Origin of the sequence: Achromobacter sp. SIMBA_011 (genome assembly GCF_046535435.1) — a bacterium.
GTDB classification, from domain to species: domain Bacteria; phylum Pseudomonadota; class Gammaproteobacteria; order Burkholderiales; family Burkholderiaceae_B; genus Achromobacter; species Achromobacter dolens.
On record NZ_JAWRWN010000001.1, the window covers coordinates 774,458 to 789,909 of the forward strand.

General features: G+C 68.8%; 17 protein-coding genes and 1 tRNA gene. 10 read left to right on the top strand and 8 right to left on the bottom strand.

The features are described 5' to 3' along the window. Nucleotides 1–14 precede the first annotated feature (14 nt). Nucleotides 15–275: a 50S ribosomal protein L27 gene (gene rpmA, locus SB816_RS03655; RefSeq protein ID WP_006216229.1), complete on the bottom strand. Its 261-nt coding sequence runs from the start codon at nt 273–275 to the stop codon at nt 15–17. Nucleotides 276–310: 35 nt separating this feature from the next. Continuing rightward, on the bottom strand, nt 311–622 hold the full coding sequence (gene rplU, locus SB816_RS03660) for a 50S ribosomal protein L21 (protein WP_006389960.1): 312 nt from the start codon (nt 620–622) through the stop codon (nt 311–313). A 460-nt stretch (nt 623–1,082) separates the two neighbouring features. On the opposite strand from rplU, the gene ispB reads away from it, so the two are divergent. The 4 genes from ispB to SB816_RS03680 all read left to right on the top strand — a co-directional run bounded on the left by ispB (nt 1,083) and on the right by SB816_RS03680 (nt 4,277). Further along, nucleotides 1,083–2,048 carry an octaprenyl diphosphate synthase gene (gene ispB / locus SB816_RS03665; RefSeq protein ID WP_054500450.1) on the top strand — a complete coding sequence of 322 codons (966 nt, stop codon included), beginning with the start codon at nt 1,083–1,085 and terminating at the stop codon, nt 2,046–2,048. 161 nt (nt 2,049–2,209) lie between these two features. Then, nucleotides 2,210–2,286: transfer RNA gene (locus SB816_RS03670), tRNA-Pro, on the top strand. Between the two features lie 115 nt (nt 2,287–2,401). Then, a complete protein-coding gene (locus SB816_RS03675; RefSeq protein WP_410546507.1) occupies nt 2,402–3,532 on the top strand; it encodes a DUF3182 family protein in 1,131 nt (376 codons plus the stop codon). Next, entirely contained in the window at nt 3,519–4,277 is a 759-nt protein-coding gene (locus tag SB816_RS03680; RefSeq protein ID WP_054473247.1) for an alpha/beta hydrolase family protein, read from the top strand. The genes SB816_RS03675 and SB816_RS03680 overlap by 14 nt, the downstream gene beginning before the upstream one ends. Nucleotides 4,278–4,350: 73 nt before the next feature. Here SB816_RS03680 and SB816_RS03685 read toward each other — a convergent pair whose 3' ends face one another. From SB816_RS03685 to SB816_RS03700, 4 genes are all read right to left on the bottom strand, one after another. Continuing rightward, nucleotides 4,351–5,166 (bottom strand): carbon-nitrogen hydrolase family protein, encoded by an 816-nt coding sequence (locus SB816_RS03685; RefSeq protein ID WP_116793423.1) that lies wholly within the window; start codon nt 5,164–5,166, stop codon nt 4,351–4,353. Between the two features lie 14 nt (nt 5,167–5,180). Then, nucleotides 5,181–6,044: a serine hydrolase gene (locus SB816_RS03690; protein ID WP_269874888.1), complete on the bottom strand. Its 864-nt coding sequence runs from the start codon at nt 6,042–6,044 to the stop codon at nt 5,181–5,183. Nucleotides 6,045–6,055: 11 nt separating this feature from the next. Continuing rightward, nucleotides 6,056–7,501 (bottom strand): gluconate:proton symporter, encoded by a 1,446-nt coding sequence (locus tag SB816_RS03695; protein ID WP_269874886.1) that lies wholly within the window; start codon nt 7,499–7,501, stop codon nt 6,056–6,058. Between the two features lie 390 nt (nt 7,502–7,891). Continuing rightward, a complete protein-coding gene (locus tag SB816_RS03700; protein WP_054500454.1) occupies nt 7,892–8,329 on the bottom strand; it encodes a SecDF P1 head subdomain-containing protein in 438 nt (145 codons plus the stop codon). 193 nt (nt 8,330–8,522) lie between these two features. Between SB816_RS03700 and SB816_RS03705 the strand changes: the two genes are divergently transcribed. The 6 genes from SB816_RS03705 to otnK all read left to right on the top strand — a co-directional run bounded on the left by SB816_RS03705 (nt 8,523) and on the right by otnK (nt 13,735). Next, a complete protein-coding gene (locus SB816_RS03705) occupies nt 8,523–8,960 on the top strand; it encodes a hypothetical protein (RefSeq protein WP_054429354.1) in 438 nt (145 codons plus the stop codon). Between the two features lie 139 nt (nt 8,961–9,099). Continuing rightward, nucleotides 9,100–9,738 carry an aldolase gene (locus tag SB816_RS03710; protein ID WP_054500455.1) on the top strand — a complete coding sequence of 213 codons (639 nt, stop codon included), beginning with the start codon at nt 9,100–9,102 and terminating at the stop codon, nt 9,736–9,738. Between the two features lie 67 nt (nt 9,739–9,805). Beyond that, nucleotides 9,806–10,597 (top strand): 2-oxo-tetronate isomerase, encoded by a 792-nt coding sequence (otnI, locus tag SB816_RS03715; protein ID WP_054500456.1) that lies wholly within the window; start codon nt 9,806–9,808, stop codon nt 10,595–10,597. Continuing rightward, nucleotides 10,594–11,571 carry a D-erythronate dehydrogenase gene (denD, locus tag SB816_RS03720; RefSeq protein ID WP_054500457.1) on the top strand — a complete coding sequence of 326 codons (978 nt, stop codon included), beginning with the start codon at nt 10,594–10,596 and terminating at the stop codon, nt 11,569–11,571. The genes otnI and denD overlap by 4 nt, the downstream gene beginning before the upstream one ends. After that, entirely contained in the window at nt 11,568–12,476 is a 909-nt protein-coding gene (gene ltnD / locus SB816_RS03725; protein ID WP_410546508.1) for an L-threonate dehydrogenase, read from the top strand. Before denD ends, ltnD begins: the two co-directional genes overlap by 4 nt. Beyond that, nucleotides 12,473–13,735: a 3-oxo-tetronate kinase gene (gene otnK, locus SB816_RS03730; protein WP_054500459.1), complete on the top strand. Its 1,263-nt coding sequence runs from the start codon at nt 12,473–12,475 to the stop codon at nt 13,733–13,735. Before ltnD ends, otnK begins: the two co-directional genes overlap by 4 nt. Nucleotides 13,736–13,783: 48 nt before the next feature. Here the strand turns inward: otnK and SB816_RS03735 are convergent, their stop codons facing one another. Together SB816_RS03735 and SB816_RS03740 are read right to left on the bottom strand one after the other, a co-directional pair. After that, nucleotides 13,784–14,491, bottom strand: a complete 708-nt coding sequence (locus SB816_RS03735) for a FadR/GntR family transcriptional regulator (RefSeq protein ID WP_410546509.1) — start codon at nt 14,489–14,491, stop codon at nt 13,784–13,786. Between the two features lie 68 nt (nt 14,492–14,559). Beyond that, a complete protein-coding gene (locus SB816_RS03740; protein ID WP_054500461.1) occupies nt 14,560–15,450 on the bottom strand; it encodes a LysR substrate-binding domain-containing protein in 891 nt (296 codons plus the stop codon). Nucleotides 15,451–15,452 lie beyond the last annotated feature (2 nt).

A 15,452-nucleotide genomic window follows, 5' to 3' on the forward strand; every position in this document is an offset into this window, starting at 1 on the left:
TGCTGCGTCGAGGATTACTCGGCGGCGACGATCGAAACGGTTTGCTTGTTCAACGCGCCCTTGAAGCCGAATTGAACCTTGCCGTCGATCAGCGCGAACAGGGTGTGGTCCTTGCCCATGCCGACGTTCACGCCAGCGTGGAAACGGGTACCGCGCTGACGCACGATGATCGAACCAGCGGGAATCAGTTCACCGCCGAAAGCCTTGACGCCCAGACGCTTCGATTCTGAGTCGCGTCCGTTTCGCGTAGAGCCGCCGCCCTTTTTCTGTGCCATGTTTAGCTCCTGCTAATGTGGTGCCGAGTCGCGTCTTAGGCCGTGATGGCTTCGATGCGGATTTCGGTGTAGTTCTGACGGTGGCCCTGACGCTTCTGATAGTGCTTGCGACGGCGCATCTTGAAGATCTTGACCTTGTCGTGGCGGCCTTGCGCAAGAACCGTTGCCTTGATCACGGCGCCGGCGACGAGGGGCGTACCAACTTTCAGTTGGTCGCCTTCGCCCACGGACAGCACTTGATCCAGGGTGATTTCTTGCCCAATGTCAGCCGGTATCTGTTCTACCTTGAGTTTTTCGCCAATGGCAACACGGTACTGCTTGCCACCGGTTTTTACGACCGCGTACATGGGGTATTCCTTAAATAGGTAAATGGGCTCATTCGCTTGCCGGCCCTGCTGGGCTGGCAGTGCTTGCCTGGGGTTGCCAAGATTGGGGTTGCCAAGATTGGGGTTGCCAAGATGGGGTTGCCAAGATCAAGCGCGCGTAATTCACCGACGTAATTCGGGCATCTCTGACCGAATCCGGGATATTAGCCCGCGGCTGGGGAAAAGTCAAAAAGCGCTTGCAGGCTAAGGGCTTAGGTCTGGCCGGGGCGCCGCGTCGGGGTGGCGCGCAGCCGAAAAAACGGGGGCGGGGCGGTTCGGAGTGGGGTGGCGCAGGGGGAGGCCGCACCCCGGGCAGGGGCGTCGCTACGTCCGGCTCCGGTTCCTGGCAGCCCGTATAATCGCTGGTCGAATCCCCCCGCCATCCCGGCGGCCCAGCGGTAAGAGCTGTTACATATGGCTCGTTTCACTCTCCGGATACGTCTTGAATCTCCCCGCGCTCATTGCTCCCATAGTTGACGATATGAAAGCCGTCGATGCGGTTATCCGCGAGCGGCTGAATTCCGATGTGGTGCTGATCCGTACGATCGGCGACTACATCATCGGGGCCGGCGGCAAGCGTATGCGTCCGGCGATGGTGCTGATGGTGGCGCGCGCGCTGGGCTACGAAGGGACGCATCATCAGTTGCTGGCCGCCGTCGTGGAATTCATTCACACGGCGACACTGTTGCATGACGACGTGGTCGACGAGTCCGACCTGCGTCGTGGCCGCGAGACCGCCAACGCGGTGTTCGGCAACGCCGCCAGCGTGCTGGTGGGCGACTATCTCTATTCGCGCTCGTTCGAGATGATGGTCGAGGCCGACTCGATGCGCATCATGAGCATCCTGTCGGAGGCCACCACGGTGATCGCCGAGGGCGAGGTGCTGCAGTTGCTGAACGTGCATGATCCGGACGTCTCGCAGGAGCGCTACCTGCAGGTCGTGCGCTACAAGACCGCCAAGCTGTTCGAGGCCGCCGCCCAGGTGGGTGCGGTGCTGGCCGGCGCCACGCCGGAGCAGGAAGCCGCCGCGGCCGCCTATGGCCGCCATGTGGGCACCGCCTTCCAGTTGGTCGACGACGTGCTCGACTACAGCGGCGATGCCGCCGCGCTGGGCAAGAACGTGGGCGACGATCTGCGCGAGGGCAAGCCCACGCTGCCGCTGATCCGCGTGATGGAAGTGGGCACGCCGGCGCAGCAGCAGTTGATCCGCGACGCCATCAAGACGGGCGACGCCGACTTCGCCGCCGTGGCGGCCGCCATCCAGGCGACGGACGCGCTGGAGCATGCCCGCCAGGCCGCCGTGGCCGAGGCGAATCGGGCTCGCGAAGCACTTTCTTCGTATCCCGTTTCCCCTTTTCTAAATTCTCTGTTAGAATTCTGCGCTTTCGCGGTGAATCGAGATCGCTAGCTGAAAACAGCACTGCAAGCGCTGCTTTGAGCAAGGTTGGAATTCACGAGGCGGGAAGGGCAAAACCTTCAAGCCGAAGCGGGAAGTTGATTTGGTTGCACTGAGCGCAACGAAGTCAGTAGCTGTAGGGTGTGGGAGATGTATAAGCCCATGCCCAGACTCGGGGCGTAGCTCAGCCTGGTAGAGTACTGCGTTCGGGACGCAGGAGTCGGAGGTTCGAATCCTCTCGCCCCGACCACTTATCTGTGGTCGAATTCTTGAAGGTGTTTCCCGACACCTTTGGCTGAAAGCCGGTACCGCGCAAGCGTTGCCGGCTTTTTTGCGTGGGCACGTCGCTTGCTGGCGTGGGGCCCATGAACTCGTTTTCTCTCGCAGACGGCCCGCTCGTGGTCGCTTATCCTCGCCGTGCCCGGGCGTCCGAGCACGAAGTGGCGTCGCATGACGCCCTGGCGGCGCGCCTGGCCGCGCTGTTGGGCGGGCGCCATGTTCCCGATTACCGGCCCAGTCGCCATCGCGGCGGCCCGCTTCCGTATTACGTGCCTGACCGCAGTATCGCCGGCGCGGCGCGCGCAACCATCCTGGGTATCTCGGGCATCGCCGACCTCTATGGTGGCGTCGTGCCGCATGCCTTCGTCGCCACCAAATCCATCAGCCATGGCCTGGCGCGGCCGGATGCGGCGGCGCCAGCGGGTTGGGTTGCCTCGCTGGCGGATGCTTTGGGTGACGCGGTGCTTGCCGGCTACACGGCGTTCCGCCCGGAAGACGCGCTGGCTGGTGGCCTGCGGCTGCTGCAACGCGGGTCGGTGCGGTTGAAACCTGCCGATGCGACCGCCGGGCGCGGGCAGGAGGTCGCATCGGATGCGGATGCCCTGCGGCAGGCCCTGGAGCGCCAATGCGCGCGGACGATGGGACGGCTCGGCCTGGTGATCGAGGAGGACCTGAACGAAGTCGAAACCTGCAGCGTGGGCTGGTCCAAGGTGGGAGAAATGGAGATCGCCTACGTCGGCACGCAGTCGCTGACGCCCGACAATGCGGGCTGCCTCGTGTACGGCGGCTCGGAACTGCGGGTGGCGCGGGGCGGCTTCGATGCCTTGCGCCGGCTGGATCTCGCCGACCGTGAACGCCGGGCGATCGACCTGGCGTGCCAGTATGACGCGGCGGTATCGGCCGCCTATCCCGCGCTGATTGCTTCGCGGCGCAATTACGATGTGGCGTTTGGTCTCGGCGCCGATGGCCGGCCGCGCGCGGGCGTGCTGGAGCAATCGTGGCGCGCGGGCGGCGCCAGCATCGCGGAACTGGCCGCCATGCAGGCCTTTGCGCTCTCGCCCGTGCTGCGCGAAGTGCGCGCCGCAACCCGCGAGCGCTATGGCGCCGACGAACCGCCGCCAATCGCGCAACGCCTGGTGTTCCACGGCCACGACGCGGCGGTCGGACCCATCAGCAAGTCGGGCGGCATCCTGGAGGCGGCCGATGGCGGCGCATAGCAGTCCGCTCGCGCTCGACGTGGATGGCGTGTCGCTGGACGCCACGTTCCTCACCCCGGAAGACAAGGTGCCGGGGGTGCTGTTCATCCACGGCTGGGGCGGCAGCCAGCAGTTCGACCTGTCGCGCGCCAAGGGCATTGCCGCGCTGGGTTGCGTCTGCCTGACCTTCGATCTGCGCGGACACGCCGCCACGCAGGCGCGGCAACGCGAGGTGACGCGCGAGGACAATCTGCGCGACGTGGTGGCGGCCTATGACCGGCTGGCGCAGCATCCGTCGCTGGACTCCGGTTCGATCGCCGTGGTGGGCAGCAGCTACGGCGGTTACCTGGCGGCCCTGTTGAGTACGCTGCGTCCGGTGCGCTGGCTGGCGCTGCATGTGCCTGCCCTGTATCGTGACGACGAATGGCTGGTGCCCAAGAACCAGCTCGATCGCGAGACCCTGCGCGCCTATCGCAGCGTCTACGTCCCGCCGGAAGAGAACCGCGCGTTGAAGGCGTGCACGGCGTTCGCCGGCGACGTGCTGCTGGTCGAGGCGGAACACGACAGCTATATCCCGCATTCGACCATCATGAGCTATCGCTCCGCGTTTCGCCGATCGCACTCGTTGACGCACCGGATCATCGACGGCGCCGACCACGCGCTGACGGAAAAACCGGCGCAACGCGCCTATACCTCGATACTGGTGAACTGGGTGACCGAAATGGTCATGGGCGCCCGCATGGGCGAGGGGCGGGCGCGCTATTGAGCGGCGGCGTCAGGGTGGGTGCGCAGCAGGGAAGGCCGGCAACGACGCCGGCCGTTTTCTCTCGCGGCGCGGGTCAACCCGGGTAGAGATCGGTGCGGCGATGGTCCCAGGCCGGCAGGCCGGCGCGCAGCGTGGCGACGCGCTCCGGGTCGAGGTCGGCCATGACGTAGCCGGTGCGGTCTGGCATGCAGGCCAGTACCGTGCCCCAGGGATCGACGATCATGCTGCGGCCCAGGCAGGGCAGGCCCGGCCCGTCGCCGCCGATCTGGGCGGCGGCGATCACGTAGCACTGGTTCTCGATGGCGCGGGCGCGCAGCAGGATTTCCCAGTGATCGCGGCCGGTGTGCAGGTTGAAGGCCGCGGGCGCCACCAGCACGTTGGCGCCGCGTGCGCGCAGCGCGCGATACAGCTCGGCAAAGCGCAGGTCGTAGCAGATGCTCAGGCCCAGCGTCAGGCCCGCCGCTTCGACCGTGCGCAGGCGCGTGCCCGGGGCGAAGTCGGCGGATTCGCGGTAGGGGGTGCCGTCGACCACCGCGTCATACAGGTGGACCTTGCGGTAGGAGGCGGCGATGCTGCCGTCCGGGGCGAAGGTGACGCCGGTGTTGCCGAGCCGGTCCTGGTCCGCCAGGCGTTCATGCATCGAGCCCAGGTGGATCCAGCAAGCGTGGCGCTGCGCCAGCGCGGCGATGCGCGCCGTGACCGCGCCGGGGATCGGACTGGCGGCGGCGCGCAGCGTTGGTGCGTCGCCGCGCACATCGCTGTATTCGGGCGTGACGATCAGTTGCGCGCCGTCGTTGGCCGCGGCCGTTATCCAATGTTCGAGCGCGGCCAGGTTGGCGTCGCGGTCACGGCGGCTGTCGAGCTGTATGGCTGCCACTCTGATGGACATGCGGGTCCCCCTTGTCAGTGTGCTTGCGCCTGGGACTTCAGGCCCAGCGCCACCTCGCGCGCGATCTGCCCCAGCAGCGCGGCGCCCTCGCCGCCCTGCAGGGTCTGCGCGGTCTGCCAGTCGGTAAAGCCGTCGGCCAGTACCGCCAGCACCACGCTGCGGTCGGCCACGGTGAGAATGCCGGCGTCATGGCGCAGGCCCGGCAACTGTCCGGCCTTGCTGGCCAGATGGGCGGGGGCGGGCAGCGCGGCGCCGAAGTGGGCGCGTTCGCGCTGGTCGGCCAGCAGGTCGAGCGCGAATGTCCGCAAGGCCGCGGGCAGCGCGCCGTCGCGCAGCATCCAGCACAGCGAGGCGGTGGCGTCTTCGGCGCTGGTGAAGTTGTCACGCCCGGCCTCGCGCGCCGCGGCGTCCATCATGCGCCGTTGCAGCCGGCTCGCCGGCAGGCCGGCGCGTTGGTTCCATTGATTGATCTCGTCGAATCCGAGCAGCTCGATCAGTGCGTTGGTGGCGACGTTGTCGCTGAGCACGATCATCAGCCGCGCCAGTTCGGCGAGCGACAGGGTGGTGACACTGGGCAACTGGGCGAGGATGCCGGTGCCGCCGGCGCGCTCGGCGCTTGCGGGCAGGGCCAGCGGCTGTTCGAGCGCGTAGCGGCCCTTGGCCACCGCTTCGAGCAGCGCCAGCAGGATGGGCACCTTGATGATGCTGGCCGATGGCTGCACGCGGTCGGCGTGGTGCGCCAGCACGATGCCGCCGTCCAGGTCGCGCAGGCTCAGCGAGACCCGCGCGGGCGTGGCCGCCAGCAAGGACGCCAGCGCCGCGTCGACGTGCTGGCGCAAGGCGTTGTGGTCCAGCGGTTGCGATCCCAAGGGGAACATGGTCGATCTCCTCAGACCAGGAAGAAGAACAGGGACGAGAACAGGCAGAGGTTCACCAGGATCACCGCCCAGCCGTTGTAGAGCATGTATTTGAGCTCGCCCGAGCGCGCCAGGCCCATCTGGCCGAACATGTCCGAGGTGGGGAAGGGGCCGAACCAGTCGATCTGCGAACTGCCCAGGATAACCGCCGTGGTGGCCGCGGGGCCGACGCCGGCGGCCGCCAGCAGCGGGCCGAAGATCTTGGCGGTGAAGGTCATCTGCGCGACCGCCGCGCCCGGGATGTGGCCGATGACGTTGAACCACAGCACGATGACGCACAGCATGGCGCCGCTGATGCCGGCCAGGTGCGGCTTGGCCAGCTCCAGCACGGCGTGGTAGGCGTTGAGCTGGTCCACCAGCACCAGCACCGGATTGAACAGCCAGAACAGGAAGAAGATCCAGATCAGCTTGCCGGCGCCCGCGTACATCGCCTGCAGGATCGCGCGCGGACCCATGCCGCCGGCCAGTCCGGTGGTGGTGGCCAGCGCCACCATGACGATGATGGCGAAGGCATAACCCGCCTTGGCGAGCACGCCGACGATCGCCAGGAGAACGATGGTCAGGCAGAACGCCCACGCCGCCCGCATGGCGCTGCGCGCGGGCGCGGCATCGAGGTCGAAGGCGGCCGTGCCGGCTCCGGCTTCCTCGTATTGGTGGCCAGCCTCGGTCATTTTCTGGATGCGCCCCGACATGAACCAGCCGGCCAGCAGCGTCGCCACGGCCATCGGGATGCCCGCCACCAGCAGGTATTGCGGATAGCTCAGCCCGGTCAGGCCGGTCACCGTGACCACGTTGGGCGTGAAGGGGCCCAGCACCAGTCCGGCGGAGCCGGCGGTCTGAAACAGCGCGGCCACCGTGGGCGGTGACAGGCGCACGGCGGCGGCGATCGGGATGACCACCGCGGCAATGATGGCGTTGCCGCCGGCCAGGGTGCCCAGCGCGCCGCAGATCAGGGTCGAGGTCACCATGATGCCCAGGCGCACGCGCACCTGGTTCGACAGGCCGATGCGGCGCACGATGGCGCGCACCATCTGTTCCGCGGCGCCGGTGCGCGAGGCGACCTCGCCCACGCCAGCGCCCAGCACGATGATCAGGCCGACCACCGCGATGAACGAGCCGAGCGAGTCGGCCAGCAGCTTGCCCATGGCGATGGGCGTGGTGCCGGTCATGATGGCGCCCAGCACGATGGCGGCAATGGTGGACAGCACGATGTCCACGCCCAGCAGCGCGATGATGGCGAACACCAGCACGGGCGTCAGGCCCCACAGGCTGGTCTGGCCGGGCAGCGTGAAATGGGTGTACAGCGCGATGGCCAGGCCCACCAGGAATACCGCGATGGCGGCATTGCGCCGGCGAGGATGCAACGAGCCGCCGGCGGGCGGGCGTGGCGCCGCCGCCGTCTGTGTCAATGTGGTCATGTCTTCTCCGTCCCTATCGATCTGTGGCCGGGCCGTGACGCGCTGCGCATCCGGCGGTGTTGGCCTATTGTTGTGATCCCGTCCTGCCGTGCGGCAGGCGTGGATGCCCAGCGGTCCCATGTCCAGGGCGCCTGGCCGCATCGGGCAGCCTGGCGCTGGACGGTGAGAGTGTGGGCGCGACGGGCGACAGGTTCAAATGAGTGGTGCGGGTGCGACCATAACCAAAGGTTATGCGTGCGGGCCGCCGACCAGTGGCGTTTTATCGCGAATGACGAAAGCGGCAATACGCTGCCGCAGCAGGCCTGGTCGCACCCGATCCGCCGCCACCAACGGGCGCTGAGGCCTGCCAGGCGTGGATGCGATCGGCGGCCTGCGGCGAGGCCGGCGGGGTCAGAGGCCGGCGCCCGAGGCGGGCGCGCGCCGGGTGGGGCGGGTGCCGGCATCGTTTGGCGCGCCGCCTTCGTCGTCCACGGTGAGGCCCCCGCCGGACATGATGCCCTTGGCGATGTCGTCGGCGGACTTGCCGCCAAAACCGTGCTCGCCGGCGACGATGCGGAAGCTGTCGCCCTCGAGCGGGCTTTGCAGCGTGGCCGAGGACAGCAGCACGCCGTTCGAACGCAGTTGTACGCGTTTGCCGACGCGGTTGCGGGTGAAGTCGGCCAGGACCTGGCGGCTCTCGGGTTGCAGCACCACGTCGACGAAGCGCATTTTGGTCTGCGGTTCGATGCCGGGTGTGGCGCTCTGCGCGCGCAGGGCCACGGTCTCGGCGTGGGAGGCGGTGGCCGCCAGCAGCAGGGCGGCGCAGGCGAGGGATCGGAAGGCGCTCATGGGGGCTCCGGGGAACGGACGGACCGATGCCGGCATCCTAGCCCGTTCGGCGGCGCCGCATATTACGACTTGTATGCGAACGCTGGCATTGCCTGCCGCCGGCCTTTGAGCGCGGATTGTTGGCCGCTAATATGTCGGCTCGAAGATCGTCCAAGGCCGCGGATCCGCCGGCCGCTCCGAGGAAGCCCGTCCCATGAAGCTGCATGCCCCCTGGTTCCTGTCCTGTCTGCTGCTGGCGGGCGTTGCCCACGCGGGCTCGGCGCCCGCCGAATTGTCGTGTGTGTCGGAGAGTGGCAAGGTCGCGCTGCGCGGCGTCATCCCGTCGCCGTCTTCGGAAGAGCTCAAGCTGACGCTGACGTATGTCGGCGCCACATTGGGATTCGACGCAGACCGGGATCCCGCCTATGTCGTGTCGGATTTTCCGTTGGGCGTCTTCACCCTGGTGGCGCCGGACGAGGTCTGGCCGCTGACGCTGTATGCGCTGCCGGCCAGCGTGGCGGTCAAGAAAGATGGCACCGGCGCCGTGGTGGGCACCTTCCAGGCCAAGCTCACCGGGCCGCGTCCGGGCGGACCGGGCGCGAATCAGCCGCTCAAGGCCACGGTCAACTGCAACTACCACTACTCGGTCTGAATCCGACGGGGCATTCCGGGTAATCCCGCTACCGGGATTTTCGGCAAAATTTGTATGATGACCATATGAATATGTCCAGGGAGTGCCCCATGCCGTACCCGCTTTTCGCCGCCCGCGGCCGCCTCGTGGCGGGCGCGCGATGACCCCGGAAACCCGCATCCGCGAGGAAATCTGCACGGTCGGCGCCAGCCTCTACCAGCGCGGCTACACCGTCGGCGCGGCCGGCAACATCAGCGCCCGGCTGGACGACGGCTGGCTGATCACGCCCACCGATGTCTGCCTGGGCCGCCTGGACCCGGCCGAGCTGGCCAAGGTCGACCTGGCCGGCAAGTGGGTCTCGGGCGCCAAGCCCTCCAAGACCCTGGCGCTGCACCAGGGCATCTACCAGGCCGACCCCGCCGCGCGCGGCGTCGTGCACACCCATTCGACCCATCTGGTCGCGCTGACGCTGGCGGGTGTGTGGCGCGAGGACGAGGTGTTGCCGCCGATCACGCCGTACCAGGTGATGAAGGTCGGGCGCATTCCGCTGATTCCCTATCGCCGCCCCGGCGATCCGGTGGCGGCGGCGCAGGTGGCCGCGCTGGCCGCTCAGGTGCGCGGGGCGCTGTTCGAGCGTCTCGGGCCGGTGGTGTGGGAACGCTCGGTGTCGCATGCGTCCTATGCGCTCGAGGAACTGGAAGAGACCGCGCGGCTGTGGCTGATGGCTGATCCGCGCCCCGCGCCGCTGCCCGAGGCCGCCATCGAGGAACTGCGCGCCACCTTCGGCGCGCGCTACTGACACGAGGGGCGCCGTGCGCGCCAGCGGGCTGCGGCGATGCAGCCCACTCACACAAGGAGACAACGAGATGCCGCGCCTGGCCGCGAACCTGAGCATGATGTATGCGGAGCACGCTTTCCTGGACCGGTTCGGCGCCGCGGCGCGCGATGGTTTCCAGGGGGTGGAATTCCTGTTCCCCTACGATTTTCCAGCCGCCGAGATCCGCGCGCGGCTGCAGGATCACGGCCTGTCGCAGGCCCTGTTCAATGCGCCGCCCGGCGACTGGGCGGCGGGCGAGCGCGGCATCGCCGCGTTGCCCGGGCGTGAGGACGAGTTCCGCCGCGGGCTGGATCTGGCGCTGGAATATGCGGCGGCGCTGGGCAACCGCAGGCTGCACGTGATGGCGGGCCTGGTGGCGCCGGGGAGCGACCGCGCCGTCCACCGCGAGGCGTATCTGCGCAATCTGGAGAGCGCGGCGCACGCCGCGGCCTCGGCTGGCGTGACCATTGTGATCGAACCGATCAACCCGCGCGACATGCCCGGCTTCTTCCTGACCCGCCAGGATGAAGCGCAGGCCATCCGCGCCGAGGTCGGCGCCGACAACCTGCTCGTGCAATTCGATTGCTACCACTGCCAGATCGTCGAGGGCGACCTGGCGGTGAAACTGCGCCGCGACATGGCGGGCATCGGCCACATCCAGATCGCGGGGGTGCCGGACCGGCACGAACCGGACCTGGGCGAACTGAATTACCCCTACCTGCTGGCGCTGATCGACACGCTGGGCTACACGGGCTGGGTCGGCTGCGAATACCGGCCCAAGGGCGCGACGTCGGCGGGCCTGGCGTGGGCCCGACCCCATCTCGCGGGAGGCGAGCGATGAAGATATTGATCACCGGCGGCGCGGGCTTTCTCGGCCAGCGCCTGGCGCGCGGACTGTTGGAGCACGGGCGGCTGGCGCTGGGCGGCGCGCCCGAGCCCATCACGCAGATCGACCTGCTCGACGTCACCCGCAGCGACGCCATCAACGACACCCGCGTGCGCTCGGTCCAGGGAGATATCGCGGATCCGGCGGTGCTGGACGCGTCGATCGACGCCGATACGGCGGCGGTCTTCCACCTGGCCGCGATCGTCAGCGGCCAGGCCGAGGCCGATTTCGACCTTGGCATGCGGATCAACCTGGATGCGTCGCGGGCGTTGCTGGAGGCCTGCCGCCAACGCGGCCACCGGCCGCGCGTGGTGTTCACCAGTTCGGTGGCGGTCTACGGCGGCGCCTTGCCCGAAACCGTGCGCGACGACACCGCGCTCAATCCGCAGTCTTCCTACGGCACGCAGAAAGCGATCGCCGAACTGCTGCTGGCCGACTACACGCGGCGCGGCTTCGTCGACGGCCGCGCGCTGCGGCTGCCGACCATCAGCGTGCGCCCGGGCCGGCCCAACGCGGCAGCCTCGTCGTTCGCCAGCGGCATCATCCGCGAGCCGCTCAATGGCGAGCCGGCAGCCTGCCCGGTGGCGCCGGATACGCGCCTGTGGCTGTTGTCGCCACGGCGCGCGGTGCAGGCGCTGATCGCGGGCTGCGAACTGGATGCGGCGGCGTTGGCGGATCGCCGGCCGATCAATCTGCCGGGCGTTTCGGTGACGGCGGCCGAGATGGCGCGGGCGTTGCGCGAGATCGCGGGCGATGCGGTCGCCGACCGCATCAACTGGCAGGTCGACCCGCGGGTGCAAGCCATCGTCGGCAGTTGGCCGGGGCGCTGGGACACGGGGCGGGCCGCGCGACTGGGCCTGGAAGGCGACAGCGATTTCGCCGAGATCATTCGCGCCTACATCGGCGATGACTTGCGGGGAACGGTATGAACCATCATGAGAATGCCGCGCGCGACGTCGGCGTAATTGGCCTGGGCGCCATGGGGGCTGGCATCGCGCAAAGCCTGCGGCGTGCCGGCTATCGGGTGCATGCCTACGATATCCGGCCAGGCGTGGCGGCGGCGTTCGCCGAACAGGGCGGCGTGGCCTGCGATACGTTGGCGGCGGTGGGCGCGGCCTGCGATGTGGTGGTGAGCGTGGTGGTGAACGCGCAGCAGACCGAGAACGTGCTGTTCGGCGACGGCGACCTGGCGGCGGCGCTGCGGCTAGGCAGCGTGTTCGTGATGTGTTCGACCGTGGATCCATCCTGGTCGAGCGCACTGGAAGCGCGCCTGGCTGCCCTGGGCGTGCTGTACCTGGATGCGCCGATCTCGGGCGGTGCGGCCAAGGCCGCGGCGGGCGAGATGACCATGATGACCGCCGGCTCGCCGGCCGCCTACGCGGCATGCGGTCCGGTGCTGGAGGCGATGGCGGGCAAGGTCTATCGCCTGGGCGACCGCGCGGGCGCGGGCAGCAAGGTCAAGATCATCAACCAGTTGCTGGCCGGCGTGCACATCGCCGCCGCCGCCGAAGCCATGGCGCTGGGGCTGCGCGAAGGGGTCGATGCCGACGCGCTATACGAGGTCATCACCCACAGCGCGGGCAACAGCTGGATGTTCGAGAACCGCATGGCGCATGTGCTGGCGGGCGACTACACGCCGTTGTCGGCGGTGGACATCTTCGTCAAGGATCTGGGGCTGGTGCTGGACACCGCGCGCCACAGCAAGTTTCCGCTGCCGCTGGCTTCCACCGCGCACCAGATGTTCATGCAGGCGTCGGCCGCGGGGCACGGGCGCGAGGACGACAGCGCGGTCATCAAGATCTTTCCAGGAATCACTCTGCCGGAGTCCGCATGACGATCAAGCTGGGCTGCATTGCCGACGACTTCACGGGCGCCACCGATCTGGCCAACAACCTGGTGCGCGCCGGCATGCGCGCGGTGCAGACCATCGGCGTGCCGGTCGGCGCGCTCGAGACGCCCGCCGACGCGGTCGTGGTGGCGCTCAAGACCCGCACCTTGCCCGCCGCCGAAGCCGTGGCGCAGTCGCTGGCCGCGCTCGATTGGCTGCGGGCGCAGGGCGCCGAGCAGATCTATTTCAAATATTGCTCGACCTTCGACAGCACGCCCGAGGGCAATATCGGCCCGGTCGCCGACGCCCTGCTGACGGCGCTGGGCAGCGATTTCACCATCGCCACGCCGGCGTTTCCCGACAACCGGCGCACGGTGTTCAAGGGTTACCTGTTTGCCGGCGACGTGCTGCTGAACGAATCGGGAATGCAGCATCATCCGTTGACGCCGATGAGCGATGCCAACCTGGTGCGCGTGCTGTCGGCGCAGACCCGGCGCAAAGTCGGGCTGATCGACTACGCCGTGGTGGCGCGCGGCAGCGACGCGATTCGGACCCGCATCGAGGCGCTGCGGCGAGAGGGCGTGGAGATTGCCATCGTCGATGCCATCTCCAACGACGACCTGTTGGCGCTGGGGCCGGCGCTCAAGGGCATGCCGCTGGTGACGGCGGGCTCGGGCGTGGCAATCGGCCTGCCGGTCAACTGGGGCCTGGCGCCGGGCGCGGCGATCGGTTTGCCGCGCGAGTCGGGGGCGCAGGCGGTGGTGGCGGGTAGTTGCTCGATCGCGACCCAGGGCCAGGTCGCCGCGTTCATCGCGGCGGGCGGACCGGCACTGTCGCTCGACCCGTTGCGCATCGCCGCGGGTGACGACGTGGTGGCGGATGCGCTGGCCTGGGCCGCGCCGCGCCTGCGCGACGGCCCCGTACTGATCTATTCGACGGCGCGGCCCGACGCCGTGCAGGCGGCGCAGGCCAGCCTGGGCGCGGCGCGCGTCGGCGCGCTGGTCGAGGACGCGATCGCGCGGATCGCGGCGGGATTGGCGCGGCTCGGCGTGCGGCAGCTTATCGTGGCCGGCGGCGAGACCTCGGGCGCGGTGGTGCAGGCGCTGGGCCTGACGCAGCTCGCCATCGGCGAGCAGATCGATCCCGGCGTGCCGTGGTGCGCCGGCCAGGCGTCGGCGGTAGGGGCGCGCCTGAGCATCGCCTTGAAGTCGGGCAATTTCGGCGGCGTGGATTTCTTCACGCGGGCCTTCGGCCAGGATGCATGACGGAGCGCATTGCCGCCGCGGTCCAACCCGGCGGACGGAAGAGCCGCCTCAGCGATGCGCCTGGCGCAGGCGTGCGGCGGCGTTGACCATGTGGATGCGGGCCGCTTCGCGCGCCGCTTCCACGTCCTGGCGGCGGATGGCGTCGGCGATGGCGCCGTGTTCCTGCAACACCGCGCGCATCAGGTCGGCATGGCGCGCTTCGTTGCCTCGCGTGACGCGGGTTGCGGCTTCCAGGTATTGGCTGACGAATGCCAGGGTGGCGAGAAAGTAGGGGTTGCCGGTGGCCTGGGCGATGCAGCGGTGAAACGCCACGTCTTCCTTGACGCCGTCGCCGCCGCGTTCCACCGAGGTGGCAATGGCCGCCAGCGCGTCGTCGATGGCCGCCATGTCGCGCTTGCTGCGCCGGGCCGCGGCCTGCGCCGCGATTTCGGTTTCCAGCGCGCGTCGCAGGTCGACGATGTGCAGCACCGCGTCCAGCGACGATAGTTCGGCCGCGTCGATGCGCAGCGCGCGCTGGCCGCCATGGGCGGTGACGAACACGCCGCTGCCCTGGCGCGCCTCGACGATGCCGTCCTGACGCAGCCGCGACACCGCTTCGCGAATGACCGTGCGGCTGACGCCGAACTGTTCGGCCAGGCGGGTTTCGGGGGGCAGTTTTTCGCCGGGCGGCACGCGTCCCGCGTCGATCTCAGCGAGCAACTGCTTGGCCACCGTATCGGTCAGCGTGGGGGGCGAGTGGACTTTGGGAAAAACCATGGCATGGGACCGCGCAAGGGGGGGGCGGGGCGCGGCTCGGGGACGGGGCCCCATGATAACCCGCCCGCTCACGCCGTCGCACGGGCGCGATTCAGGCAGTCGATGAAAAATTGCGCAGCCGGCGTTGGCGGCGAATCGGCCCGCGTCAGGATCGACACGCGGGCCGCCGGTAGCGGGTGCGCCAGCGGCAGCATGCACAGGGACGACGGCGCCAGCATGCGGTGAAATCCGTTGCGCACGAAGAACCCGACCGCGTCGCTCTCGGCCAGGATTGCCAGGGCGATGGCGATGGATTGGCACGGAATCACGTCGACGGGGGGTGGCAGGCCGCGTTCGGTATAGGCCAGGCGCAGCAGGTTGGTCGGCGTCTGCGTGTTGCCTGGCATCAGCCACAGCAGGTCGCGCAGCTCGGCCAGGTCGGTGGCGTGGCGCAAAGGATGATCGGCGCGCGCGCCGACCGCCAGCGGCAGGGTGAACAGCGTGGTGCGCGCGAAGCCGTCGTAGATGTCGCCGTCGTATTCGGTCTGCACCACCAGGTCGTAGCGGCCGGTCTCGAGCTGTTCGAGGCTGTAGGGCGGCGCGACTTCATGGAAGGCCACCGCCACGCGCGGCATGCGGGCGCGGAAGGCCGCCAGCGCGGCCGGCAGCACCGGCAGCGCCGACGAGCTGATGGCCAGATTGAGCGTGCCGCCTTCGCCATCGCGCATCTGGTCGATGTCTTCCTGCGCCCGCCGCGCTTCCTGCAGGATCAGCACGGCGCGCTTGTGCAGCGCCTGGCCGTAGGGGGTCAGTTCGACGCCCTTGGCGCTGCGCCGCACCAACTCCGCGCCCAGGCTCTGTTCCAGTTCGCGCAGGCTGCGCGTGGCCGCCGGCTGGGTCACGCACAGGGCGCGGGCGGCCGCGCGGATGCTGCCGTGTTCGGCGATCAACACGAAGGCGCGCAGTTGGCGCAGGTTCATCG